General features: G+C 49.3%; 10 protein-coding genes. 3 read left to right on the forward strand and 7 right to left on the reverse strand.

The features are described 5' to 3' along the window. Positions 1-2 precede the first annotated feature (2 nt). The 5 genes from ACCC71_RS09785 to ACCC71_RS09805 all read right to left on the reverse strand — a co-directional run bounded on the left by ACCC71_RS09785 (position 3) and on the right by ACCC71_RS09805 (position 8578). On the reverse strand, positions 3-1121 hold the full coding sequence (locus tag ACCC71_RS09785; protein WP_434309445.1) for an ABC transporter substrate-binding protein: 1119 nt from the start codon (positions 1119-1121) through the stop codon (positions 3-5). Positions 1122-1238: 117 nt separating this feature from the next. Beyond that, positions 1239-2021 (reverse strand): TMEM164 family acyltransferase, encoded by a 783-nt coding sequence (locus ACCC71_RS09790; protein ID WP_434309446.1) that lies wholly within the window; start codon positions 2019-2021, stop codon positions 1239-1241. Between the two features lie 35 nt (positions 2022-2056). Then, positions 2057-3892, reverse strand: coding sequence for a translational GTPase TypA (gene typA / locus ACCC71_RS09795; protein WP_434309447.1), 1836 nt, complete (start codon positions 3890-3892; stop codon positions 2057-2059). Between the two features lie 3 nt (positions 3893-3895). Then, on the reverse strand, positions 3896-4744 hold the full coding sequence (locus ACCC71_RS09800) for a mechanosensitive ion channel family protein (protein ID WP_434309448.1): 849 nt from the start codon (positions 4742-4744) through the stop codon (positions 3896-3898). Positions 4745-4933: 189 nt separating this feature from the next. Continuing rightward, entirely contained in the window at positions 4934-8578 is a 3645-nt protein-coding gene (locus ACCC71_RS09805) for a hypothetical protein (protein ID WP_434309449.1), read from the reverse strand. Positions 8579-8830: 252 nt separating this feature from the next. Here ACCC71_RS09805 and ACCC71_RS09810 point away from each other — a divergent pair, with 252 nt between their 5' ends. Genes ACCC71_RS09810 through ACCC71_RS09820 form a run of 3 tightly spaced genes read left to right on the forward strand, consistent with a single transcriptional unit; the run spans position 8831 to position 10698 of the window. Continuing rightward, complete coding sequence (locus tag ACCC71_RS09810; protein ID WP_434309450.1) at positions 8831-9376, forward strand: chromate transporter; 546 nt, start codon at positions 8831-8833, stop codon at positions 9374-9376. Continuing rightward, a complete protein-coding gene (locus tag ACCC71_RS09815; RefSeq protein WP_434309451.1) occupies positions 9370-9945 on the forward strand; it encodes a chromate transporter in 576 nt (191 codons plus the stop codon). The genes ACCC71_RS09810 and ACCC71_RS09815 overlap by 7 nt, the downstream gene beginning before the upstream one ends. 39 nt (positions 9946-9984) lie before the next feature. Beyond that, a complete protein-coding gene (locus ACCC71_RS09820) occupies positions 9985-10698 on the forward strand; it encodes a DUF554 domain-containing protein (protein ID WP_434309452.1) in 714 nt (237 codons plus the stop codon). Between the two features lie 35 nt (positions 10699-10733). Here ACCC71_RS09820 and ACCC71_RS09825 read toward each other — a convergent pair whose 3' ends face one another. Together ACCC71_RS09825 and ACCC71_RS09830 are read right to left on the reverse strand one after the other, a co-directional pair. Then, positions 10734-11813, reverse strand: coding sequence for a DUF3810 domain-containing protein (locus tag ACCC71_RS09825; RefSeq protein WP_434309453.1), 1080 nt, complete (start codon positions 11811-11813; stop codon positions 10734-10736). An 11-nt stretch (positions 11814-11824) separates the two neighbouring features. After that, positions 11825-13009: a pyridoxal phosphate-dependent aminotransferase gene (locus ACCC71_RS09830; RefSeq protein WP_434309454.1), complete on the reverse strand. Its 1185-nt coding sequence runs from the start codon at positions 13007-13009 to the stop codon at positions 11825-11827. Positions 13010-13078: the final 69 nt, after the last annotated feature.

Genomic DNA, 13078 nt, shown 5'->3' on the forward strand with positions numbered 1-13078 from the left:
GTTTATTTTCCAATCAAAGTTTTTGCGTCAATGGTCGTTCCATAGAAATTCTGGTAAAACTCCGTCGCTTCTTTTTGCATCTCATCCATCGAATACAAGTCCTCATGAAGAACGGCTAACATCCAGAAATTTCCGAGAATACCCGACGGAACCGGCGAATCCCATTCTTCCAACTCCGTTGGCATATGGTAAATCGCTTGATTTTTTACCGCTGTCACTTGCGCGAACTGTTTATCCTTTAAGATATCCTCCGCAGTATATTTGGCCGCGCAGGGGATAATGATGATATCCGGGTTCATCGCCAGGATCTGTTCATAGGACACTTTGGTCCAATAGTCTCCTTCCACATCCTTCGCCGCGTTGACGCCGCCGGCAGCGTCAATTAAAGTCGCCTGATACATAGCGGCGGGCGCTGTCTCCATATAGTCCGAGTTGCCTGCCAGATAGACGACCGGCTTTTGATCGTCCGTCAGATTCGCCGTTAACTTCTGAATCTCTTCTTGCTTTTGGTTATAGTATTCTTCCAAGGCAGCCGCCTTCTCTTCTTTTCCGCAAGCCTTCGCAATCAGATAGAGCATCTCCACCAATTCTTCGTGGCTTTCCGGGTTCACCTCGATCACGGAAATGCCCAATCCAGTCAAAGTGTCCGCGTTGCTCCATAACTTTTTCGGCAGAAGAATCAAATCCGGCTTTAGGGCCGCGGCAGCCTCCAAATTAAACTCCTTTAAAGAGCCCACAGGGCTTACCGTCAGCAGTTCCGGAGCTAAAAGCGAATAAGCTGGACGCTTGTCCGCATTGTCCTCCACACCAACCAAATGGTCGGTCAAACCCAGCGAAATCATCGCATAGGAGGTAATGTAATAACAGCTGACCACGGATTCCGCCGGTTTTTCCAGCGTAACCTGACGTCCGCCCTGATCGGTCAGGGTAATCCCACTCTGGGAAGCCCCGGTTGCAGCAGTCGTCGATGCTATCTCCGGCGCTGTCGTCGTTTCAGCGGATGTTACCTCTGCAGCTGCCGTCTTCGCAGTTGTTGGACTTGTAGGTTCTGTGCTGCCGTTACAGGCCGTCAAAGAAGCTGCCATCACAAACGAGAGTAAAATACTGAGCCATCTTTTCATAACATTCCCCTTTTTTCAGATATCTATCGATTAAGTCTACTGCTATTAACTTTGATTATTCTATCATTTATATAACGAAATGTCAATTCAATTCTTCCACATTTTAGCATTTACCTTCTACTTCCTCTTCTTCATATATTCCTGTTTCCATACCGCGCTGACCATTCCGTAAACCAGAAGCGCTCCCAAAGCCATCCCGCATAAGTATACAGCAATTCCAGCTGGTACCCCCCAAGCCTTTTCAAGGGAAGAAATCACTGGCTGTGTGGATGGATAATAAGGAGAGATATAGAACATATTGATTTCCCCTTTCGAGTGAAACAGCACATTGATTCCGGTTGCAAGGAGAATGGAAATTCCCCAGACTGGCAAAGCACAGGTAAATTGATGCGGCGACCGCTCCGGCACCGCCGTTTGGTGAAAGCCAACCAGACAACCAAGAAACACCAAAAGAATGTGCCAGAGAAAGCCATGCCAAGTCCAAAAAAGATAGGGATGCAGCAGATCATTGGGAAAGGCCAAGGCGGCTATCCCGCCTAAAAGATTAAAGCTCATGAGAAACGTCAAAAAAGATTCCCGTATACGTACTTTCTTCATCAAAGGAATTACTGGGCAAAAGTAAAGAGGTAAACTGCAAAGCTGAAAAGGAAAATACCACCAGGTGTTCTTCTGGTGGTATACAATCTCATACAAAAAACATTGTTTTAAAATTTCAGCGGCAGCCAAAAAGAAACCAAGGCCACCGATGAGCCAAAAAAGCAATTGCTCCGGAATGTTTCTCAGACGCCAAGCCAATCCTACCGCGAAACATACGCCTATCCCTACAGTCCACAGATGAAACGAACCAAATACTTCTGGCTGCTCCATTGGAACCGCCAGCCATTCCCATAGACTTCCCATCGCTCTTTGCCTCCATCCTCTTCAGGCAAGAATTCTTACGATTTCTTACGCATTGCATCCCGTTTCCGCTGGGTGGGGTCCAAAATCCTCTTCCGAATGCGCAGGCTTTTCGGCGTTACCTCCAGCAGTTCATCGGTATTGATAAATTCCATGCACTGTTCCAGGCTCATGACACGGGGCGGAGAAAGTTTCAGCGCGTCGTCGGAGCCGGAAGCACGGGTATTGGTCAATTGCTTTTTCTTACAGACATTGACCTCAATATCATCTGTCTTCGCGTTCTGTCCCACTACCATGCCCGCATAGACCCGGTCGCCTGGATTCACAAACAAAATTCCGCGCCCCTGAGCGTTAAACAAACCATAGGTAACGGCTTCCCCTGTCTCAAAGGCAACCAAAGATCCCTGGGTCCGGTATTGAATGTCTCCCTTATAGGCATCGTAGCCGTCAAAAAGCTGATTTAGGATGCCGTTTCCTTTGGTATCCGTCAAAAATTCATCCCGGTAACCAATCAGGCCGCGGGAAGGAATCGAAAATTCCAGCCGCGTCGTACCTGTACCGGACGGAGACATATTCAGCAATTCCCCTTTCCGACCGCTCAGTTTTTCAATCACCGTGCCGGTAAATTCATCCGGGACATCGATATAGACCCGCTCCATGGGCTCCAACTTCCGTCCCTTTTCATCTTCTTTGTACAAAACCTCCGCTTTGCTGACGGCAAATTCATAGCCTTCCCGGCGCATATTCTCAATTAAAACGGACAGGTGGAGCTCTCCGCGGCCGGAAACCTTAAAGCAATCCGGGCTGTCGGTTTCCTCGACCCGCAGGCTGACGTCCGTATTCAGCTCACGGAACAGCCGTTCACGGATATGACGGGAGGTCACATATTTTCCTTCCTGCCCAGCAAAAGGGCTATCGTTAACCACCACATTCATGGCCAAGGTTGGCTCGGAGATCTTCTGGAATGGGATTGGCTGCGGGTTCTCCGGTGAACAAAGGGTATCGCCAATGTGAATATCGGCAATACCGGAAATCGCTACAATCGCGCCGATATTGGCCTCTTCCACCGCCACTTTCTCCAAACCGTCAAATTCATAGAGCTTACTTACTTTTACTTTTTTAAACTTTTCCGGATCATGAGCATTGACCAGAACCACTTCCTGATTCACATGCAATTTGCCATTGTCCACCTTGCCAACGCCGATTCGCCCTACATATTCGTTATAGTCGATGGTGCTGATCAAAACCTGGGTGTCCGCCTCCGGATCTCCCTCCGGCGCTGGGATTGCCTCCAGGATGGTCTCAAACAAGGGAACCATATTTACCTTCTCGTCGTCCAGATTCTTAACCGCCCATCCTGCTTTTGCGGAAGCAAAGACAAAAGGACAATCCAGCTGCCGGTCGCTGGCTTCCAGTTCCATCAAAAGCTCCAGAACCTCATCTACGACTTCGTCTGGACGAGCCTCCGGGCGATCCACTTTATTGATACAGACAATCACATCCAAATCCAGCTCCAAGGCTTTTTTCAGAACAAACTTTGTCTGAGGCATAGCGCCCTCGAAGGCATCTACCACCAGCACCACGCCGTTGACCATTTTCAACACGCGCTCTACCTCTCCGCCAAAATCTGCATGGCCAGGCGTGTCGATAATATTGATTTTGGTATCCTTATAATAAACCGCTGTATTTTTGGAAAGGATTGTGATACCGCGTTCTCTCTCAATGTCATTGGAATCCATTACCCGCTCCACCACTTCCTGATTGGCGCGGAACACGCCGCTCTGCCGCAGCAACCCATCCACCAAAGTCGTCTTCCCATGGTCGACATGGGCGATAATGGCAATATTCCGAATATCTTCTCTTTTCATTCTCATCTTCTACTGTTCTCCTTCAATCATATGCACATCCATCTGCGGATATGGGATGTGAATACCGGCCTCATCCAAAGCCAATTTTATCGCTTCCGTGGCTTCCCACTTTGCCGGCAGGTAATCCCCCGACGCCGACCAGATCCAACCGGTCAGCTGCACGGAGCTATCGCCCAGCTGATCCACAAAAACCTGAACGGGCGAATCCGGAATACGGGCTGAGACCTGTCCAAGCGCCTCCGCCATCACCGCCTTTGCCTTTTTTAGATCCGCCCCATAAGAAATCCCAACCGAAACCTCCACCCGGCGTTTCCCCTGGGTGCTATAATTCGTCAAGCTGGTATTTGCCAGGGTCCCGTTTGGAATGACCACCGTCTTTTCATCCGGAGTCACCAGCGTGGTATAGCAAATGCTGATACTTTTTACGGTTCCACAATTTTTCTTCGCATCCTCTTCAATATAATCGCCGATTTTAAAAGGTTTCGTAATGAGAATCAAGACGCCTCCGGCAAAATTGCTGAGGCTGCCCTGAAAAGCAAGTCCGATCGACAGCCCGGCAGACCCGATCAACGCCACAAAAGAGGCTGCCTCATAGCCGACGACTTTCAGCATCGTGGAGATCAATAACATATAAAGAAGCACTTGCACTACATGATACGCCATCACCTGGATCGTTTTTTCCAGATGGCTGCGCTCCATCGTCCGTTTCACCAGGCGCAGCAACATATGGATCACACGTTTCCCGATAAAATAGATTAGGAGCAAACCTAAAATTTTCCATCCCCAGGAAATCAATTTGGGGGTAATGCTATCGAACCAGTGGGCAATCTGGCTTGCCTCCCCTGCTGCTTCCGGCATTCAAGGCCTCCTTTCTGTTTCGTAAATCTTCCATTCATTCAAAACTTTTTGATTATAGCACCTTTTTGGAAGCATGACAAGCCCAAGAAGCAATAAAATACGGCGCAATTCCAAAAGGAACCGCACCGTATTCCATATAGGTTACTATACCAGTCGCCTATTCAATTTTTCTGCCTCATCGGGCTTTCATTACCGCTCTTCTTTTTTCCGTTTCTTAGCCAGAATAAAGATAAGCCAACCTGCTGCTGCCACTGCAGCCGCAATCGCGCAAATAACAATCAGCGCGGTTTGATTGAAAGAGCTTTCCGGAGCGGCAAGAGGAACCGATGCTTCCGTAATATCTTCCGTTCCGCCTTCCGCCAACGGTACGCTTTCCGCCTCTATATCCTCTGTCGAAGCAGCCGCTTCCTGAGTTGCCGGCTGTGTCTCCGGTGCAGTGGTCTCTTGCGCTGTCGTTTCCGGAGTCTGATTCGGTTCGTCCTCATCGTCCTGATTATTCTGATTGTTCTGCGGCCGATTTGTCTGATTCGTATTCGGTCTTACCGGCGCCGGAGTTACCGGGGCGGGATCAGCTGCTGGCTCGGTAGGCGCTGGAACAACCGGATCCGTAGGCACCGGATCGGTAGGAGCCGGATTCGTAGGAGCAGGCTCGGTGGGAGTAGGCTCCGTAGGCGCCGGTTCCGTCGGATCGGTCTCGCTGGGCTCCGTCGGATCTACTCTGTTCGCCTCCCAAACTGCACTCAAGTGAGCGGCTCCGGATATGGTCAAAATATCTGTCGCCGTATTGGTCCCGTCACTCCATCCCTGGAAGGTATATCCTTCGCGATCTGCAGGCTGCGGAAGAGAAATCTGATCTCCCACGTACGCCTGAATTGTCAATATCGTTCCATCATCATCCGCCAGAGTAACCTCTGCTGCCTCCGCATTTTCTGGAGGATTCATATTTTTGATTACATTGCCGGATTGTGCGTCCTGAATGGCCGCGTTCATATCCGTGTAATAACTGTACGGCGCTTCCGCATTCTTCTCCGGGCTGTACAACTCGGCATTCATATTTTCCGCCAGATAGTTTTCATCTACGGAAGAAGAAAATTCGCCCGCTTCCACAGCAGCGTCCGCTTCGGTCCAATCCGTCTGCACACCCGGTGTCTTATCGTCGTATGTATAGATCTGTACCGCTTCAACCCCAGACGCCGCGATAAAGGTTCCGCCTGTGATCGCCAAAGAAGGAGCGCCGCCGGGATAATTTCGATTGACGACAGAGACAGCAGCGCTGTCTTGAATCGTACCGTTCTTATCCGTCTTATCCGCGACAGAAGTGGTTCCCGTCGCCCGAATCACGCCTCCGGAAACTTCCAGATTACCAGCGCACATCTGAACGCCAGTCTTTCCGGTGATCTCGGTATCGTCGCCAGAGATCGTCAATGTTCCCTTCTGAGGATGGAAAATTGCTACGCCATCGGCATCGCCGGTCTGAGAAATGCTTCCGCCGGTAATTTCGATCGTTGTTTCCCCGGTGTAAGCCTTATTTCCGCTGCCGGCAATCGCATACCAACCGCCAGCAATGGAGCATTCTCCAGCAACGGTCAACGCCGTCGCTTTCGATTCATCGTTGCCTAACATTGACACGCCGCAACTGGTTCCACTAATCTCCGCGGTTCCAGAAAGACTCGCCGAACTGCCGCCAACTATAGCAATTCCATATTCTCCATCGCTTACGCTGCCGGCTGTCATCGTTAAGGAGCCAGCCACGGTCTGCAACCGGATGCCTTCCAACGTACCATGAATCTGAACCGATTCGCCATCGATCGTCAATGGTCCATTGGAAATAATACCATACATGCCTTCGTAAGTACCGCCGCTAATGACCGCCGTTCCTGTGCTGAAGATAGCCGCGCCATTTTCAGCGCCAGCAAAATTCCCAGCTTCAACGTTCAAGGTCCCTGCACTATACATGCCATACATGCCGGAAACGGTTCCGTTCTTCGCCTCGCTGTCATCCTTAACCGTCAGCGTCCCCCAGTTAATGATGCCATAATTACCTTCAACCGAAATCGTCTGTCCATTTAAATCAAGAGTAATATTCTGGCTTTCTCCAATAACAACGCCTTCGCTAACCGGTTTCAGCAACCGAACCTCGCCTCTTGCACCGGCGGCATCAATCGCATTTTGCAGCTTATTATAATACCGTCCGTTTACAACGGCCACGTCGTCAGAGCTCTCCGTGCGGTCAATAACAACAGTTCCATTTTCGTTCAGCTCATAGCCGTCGGGCATATACTTCTCAAAGGAAGTCAGCGCAGCCGCAAGTCCGCCTTCTTTACGGTAAATGGATCCGCCCGTCACCCTTACGGTTCCCGCGTTATATGCCGCGGCGGCGCCGTCGGTCATTCCTACCCGTACAATCCCCGCATGGGTTGTAATCCTCCCTCCAGAAATGAGAACCTTTAGGCTCTCGTCCGGATTTTCCGTATATGTAATGTTTCCGTCTGTCGTCCTATAATTCGCCGCCCAGATCTGATTGCACTCAATCTCACCGCCTCTGATCTCCAGAGTGGCATTCGCCACTGTCCCTGCCGGCACATTCTTAACATTCTCATATACACAGCTATAAGAAGTAATATTTCCGCCGCTTACGCTTCCACCGTCGATAACGGCCTTCGACCAGTTTTGAAGCGGCTGATTATTTTCCGAAATCACCTCAGCGCTTCCCGTGATGAGAAGGCTCGTGGCATTGTACTCATTTTTTACAGCTGTAAAGCGATCCTGCCGAACGGTTCCGCCGCTGATCACCATCTCGCCGCAATTGATCACCAGGGAAGACACGTTAGAATTATTCGTAATCGTACCGCCCATGACATACATAGCGCCTTCATTTTTCACTGTATAATTGCCAAAGCCCGTATCGCCGCGCTTGATCGTACCGGACTCGATATAACAAACGGCGCCCGACTTATTATTCAGGGCAATTCCTTTTCGATCCGCTTTGTTGGAATCATCGTCCGCGCCGCCAAGGATCGTACCCGTGGTCTCGCCTTTATCACGGATTGTCAAAACGCCGTAGTTGGTGACGACGTCTTTCATTTCGCCGTTCGCATTTTTGACGCCGGTAAGGGTATGTCCATTCAAATCAAGCTCCACCCTCATCTGAATCGTCTCCGAACCGCCGTCCGCATTCGTCCTGGTCATCTCATACGGAATCTCGATGCTTTCTTCCACATCGCGGGATAATACGATGATCGACCCCATCGCTTCCGTCCCATTTCCTATCGCCGAAATCGCCTCTGCAATCGTCTGATAAGGAGTCTCCCCGATCTGGCAGGCAGGATCTTCCACTGGATTTTCCGTTTGGCTAAATAAAGCAGGAAGCTCCATGCCGATCTCTGGCAAAGCAGCAAGATCCGTCTGCTCCGTTTCGACCAATTCAACCGGCGTTTCCGTCTCCATCGTTACAACAGATTCCTCTTCTGCCGTTGTCTCCGGCTCGCCAGCGTTCTCTGTCTCCAACGGGACGCACGGGCCTTCATGTCCCTGTTCTAAAGTGCAGCCTTCTATGCAGACTTTTTCGGGCGTGGCAGCCATTTCCACCAGGTCTTCACCCGTAGGCTCCCACGTTTCCACTTCAGCTGCATCCGCAGCGCTGCTCTCTTCCGTCAGCTCTGCGTTCTCCGGGCATTCTGGTTCATGAATTTCTGCCAGACAGCCTTCACTCTGCGTGCAGCCCGCCGCTGTACCGTCTGAATCCGGTGACGCAAATACCGTCATGCTCATCGACAATACCATGGTTGCTGCAAGCATCAGAGCCAAGCACTTTCTCGCTTTTCTCTTTCCCATCGTTTTCTCCTTTCAAAACTTCGTTGCTAAAGGCTTATTCTTAAAGCGGATTTTTCATATGCCTCTCTATTTTGTTAGTATATCATAATAGAACTGAAAATCAAATCCTTTTTCACCACTTTTTTGTAATTTTTTTCTTTATCCAAGACATATATTGCTTGTCAATAGAAGAGAAAATCAGTAATTGGATTTTTTCTTATTTTATGCTATACTTATATTGTTTTTTGGCAAATTATCAGGAGAACTTATCTTATGAAAGAACTGTGGATCTTATTTTTCACTTTCGCCCGCATCGGAGGGCTGACGTTTGGCGGAGGCTATGCGATGCTTCCTATGCTGCAAAAAGAAATTGTGGAAAAATACGGTTGGGCGACAGAGGAAGAATTGATGGACTACTATGCCATTGGCCAATGTACCCCTGGCATCATCGCTGTCAATGTCGCAACCTTTGTTGGCTATAAAAAGAAGAAACTGCTCGGCGCCCTCTTTGCTACTTACGGCGTTGTTTTTCCTTCTCTCGTCATCATCACCATCATTGCCGCTTTCATCAGCAATTTTTCCGATCTGGCCCTTGTCCAGAATGCTTTTTCCGGAATTCAAGTATGCGTTTGCGTGCTGGTTTTAAATGCGGTATTAAAATTAAGGAAAAAATCCGTCATTGACATACCAACCGCGCTGATTTTCGCTGCGGTGGCCCTGCTTTCGGTCTTCACCAACCTGTCGCCGGTGCTCTTTGTCATCGGAGCTGGCGTCATAGGCGTTATCCTGAAGAGTTTGGGAGGAAAACAGACATGTTGATCTACCTGCAGCTGTTCTATGAGTTTTTTAAAATTGGTCTTTTTGCCATCGGCGGCGGCCTGGCCACTCTACCTTTTTTACAGGATTTTGCCGACCGCACCGGCCTCATTACCCGCGGCGACATTGCCAATATGATCGCCATCTCCGAGTCGACGCCAGGCCCCATCGGAATCAACTCCGCCACCTACTTTGGTTATCAGTTAGGGGGGATTCCCGGAGGCGTCATTGCTGTCGTCGGATTGGTCACCCCTTCGATTCTTATCATTATTTTGATCAGTAAAATTCTATCTAAATTTAAGGGAAACCGCTATGTGGAGGCGGCTTTTTATGGTCTTCGCCCCGCCTCCACCGGCCTGATCGCCGCGGCGGGAATCGGAGTCGTATCCATCGCCTTGCTTGGAATAGAGGCTTTTCAAACGAGCGGTCTTTGGTATGATTTGATTCGCTGGAAGCATCTAATTCTCGCTGTTTTTCTCTTTGTTCTTATCAAAAAAACCAACCGGCACCCGGTGGTTTATATTGCCCTTTCGGCTGTTGTTGGCATCCTATTTCATTTTGCCGGCCTTTGATCCGGTTTTTATTCATCAAAAGAGAAAGGACTATTTGCTATGCCTATCGGAATTATTATCAATTGTGGGGGAGTTTTCATCGGCGGTGTTATCGGCGCGCTTTTAGGAGAGAAAATCCCAGAACGGGTTCGAAAAGACCTGCCGGTTTTCTTTGGAATCTGTTCCTTTGTGATGGGAATCTTCAGTATCAATAAAATTTGCACCATACAGCCGGTGATTCTAGCTATCATCCTGGGAACCATCATCGGCCAATTGGTCTATCTGGATGAGAAGATCACGCATTTTGCCTCCCTTTTAAGGAAGCCGGCGGAAAAACTTTTCACAAAAAAAGACGGCGCCATGACGGAAGACGAATTTCTCTCAGAATTTGTCACGATGATTGTGCTCTTTTGCGCCAGCGGAACTGGTATCTATGGCTCCATTCAATCCGGTATGACCGGGGATCATTCGATCCTGATTGCCAAAGCCGTACTGGACTTTTTTACCGCTCTTATTTTCGCCACCCGGCTCGGCCTTCCCATCGCAGCAGTCGCGATTCCTCAAGCGGCTATCATGCTGATTCTTTTCTTCAGTGCTCAGTTTATCTACCCGCTGACTACGCCGGAGATGATCGGCGACTTTTCCGCCTGCGGCGGCGCGCTGATGCTGATCACCGGTTTTAAGATTTTTAAACTGCTGGATGTATCTCTGGCAAATATGCTCCCGGCTATGATCCTTGTCATGCCCTTTTCTTGGCTTTGGAGTCTCCTGTAAAAGTTGTACTCCCGTCAATGAAAGGCATCCTTGATTTACGGCTGGTTGCTCCGCCGGTAAGCCAACAGCAAATCCACCATCCGGCCATAGCTTTTCGTGCCGTCGCTTTGACTGTTCGCCTTTAGATAGGTATTGTTCATCTGGGTGGCGGCTTCCGCTACCGGGCCTTCAAATTGCTGCCAAAACCAGTTGTTATAGGCCAAATCCATTTCTGCTTCCTCTGCCAATTGGGAACGAATCTCCCAGTAAGCGTCGGCGTCTGCTCCGGCCAGCGCATTTCCGGCATAGACGAACGCCGTCAGATTGCCACTGTAGACGAATTCCGGCACGTCCGACCCGATACAGGCCAAATAGGAAATGAAATTGGCCTCATCTTCCCTCATAAAACCTTTTAAGTGGGATAATTCATGGCACAGGGTATGGGGCAGATTATACCCTGGAATATCTCGGTTATAGTTTGCCTCCAAAGTAAAGGGGGAATAAATGCCGGTCACTTTCTGATAAGATAAAATATCGGAGATCGCAATCGGCTTTGGCTTTGGATAATAACCATCCAAAAAAGAGTACTGTTCTCCCAAACGCATCATTGCTTCTACGGCTTCCCCTCGCAGTCCGCTCCCTACGATACAAATCCCCTCGTCGTTCCGCGAAACATGTCTTGCATCCCGATTTACTGCCTCCACCAATTCTTCGCAAAGCGCCTTTAGCTCCTCCACCGAGGATTTTTCTATCAAAAATCCGGCCAGTTCGCCAAAGGTCTTTCTTTGATAATTGATTCCTCCGCCCAAAGTAAACACCAGTAAAAGGATGCCGCCAGTCAAAGCGACTCTTCTGGCCGCCCCGTGAACGGCTGATAAAAGGCGCGTTCTCCCCTTTGCCACCAAAAATATTCCACGTAGGAAAACAAAAAGAACGAAAAGAATGGAACCATAGAGCAGGAATTCCACGATAGAAAAAGGAAGGGGAGACAAAAGCCTCCCCACGGTATTTACCCAAAAAGGATAAACCCCAGTGGCATACCACTCGGCAAACCCATTGACAGACCGCGCTGCTACATTAAGAAGTAGGGCAATCGCCCATACGATGCCGATCAAAAGCCACTGTTTCTTTTTCATCCTTCGTTCTCCTAAAAACACTCCTTCGCCAGTTCGCGGAAAGCGGGCAAGGATCTTTCAATCGTTTCATAGGACACACAATAAGCCAAACGCACATAACCAGGACAAGCAAATGAACTTCCCGGCACCATCAAAATGTGGTGCTTTTTCGCCAACTCGCAGAACTTAGCTTCGTCGGGAAATGGTGATTTCACAAACAGGTAAAAAGCTCCCTGGGGCTTGGTGCAGACAAAGCCACATTCCGTCAGGCCATTGTAAAGAGCGTTCCGGTTTCGGTCATAATATTCCACGTCCACCGACGCGTCGATACAGCGGGCGATCACCAACTGCATCAGAGACGGGGCGTTGACCGAACCACTGACACGAGTCGCGATGGACGCCGCCTGGAATACATTTTCCGCATCGTCCAGTTCATCCGGAATGACCAGATAGCCGATCCGCTCTCCCGGAAGCGATAGAGATTTGCTAAAGGAATAGCCCACAATCGTATTGGCATAATACTTGGTCACATAAGGCACTACCGCGCCATCGTATGCCAACTCCCGATACGGTTCGTCTGAGATCAGGAAAATCACACTCCCATACTCTTTTTGCTTTTTCTCTAAAATCGCCGCCAGCTTTTTCAGGGTTTCTTCCGAATAAATCACACCGGTGGGGTTATGAGGCGTATTGATGATGACCGCCTTTGTCTTCGGCGTAATCTTCTCTTCCAACTCTGCCAAATTTGGTTGAAACGTGGCCGTATCGGGGGAAACCACCACTAGTTTTCCATCGTAATTTCCCACATAAGCGCCATATTCTACGAAATAGGGAGCAAAAGTAATGACTTCGTCGCCTGGATTGAGCAGGGTTTTTAAGATGACATTCAAACCGCTGGCAGCTCCGACTGTCATCAGGATATTCCCCTCGTGGAAATGCGTATCAAAGCGACGGTTCAAGGAATCGGCAATCGCCTTACGCACTTCGGGAAATCCTGCATTGTTCATATAACCGTGTACGACAACCGGGTCTTCCTCATTTAAAATATCAATAATCGCTTGTTTTACTTCTTTCGGGGCTGGTACATTGGGGTTTCCCAGGCTAAAATCAAATACCTGATCCTCCCCATAGATCGCTTTTTGCTTTGCCCCCTCTTCAAACATCGCGCGAATGGCGGAATTGTTTGCTACAAGCGGCTTCATCTTCTCCGAAATCATGATTTTATTCCTCCTGCTTCCTCTGATACCGGATTGCTCTGCATTTTATGCTCTCGCAATCCTCTTGCA

Origin of the sequence: Hominifimenecus sp. rT4P-3, assembly GCF_051055405.1 — a bacterium.
Taxonomy (GTDB): Bacteria; Bacillota; Clostridia; order Lachnospirales; family Lachnospiraceae; genus Pseudolachnospira.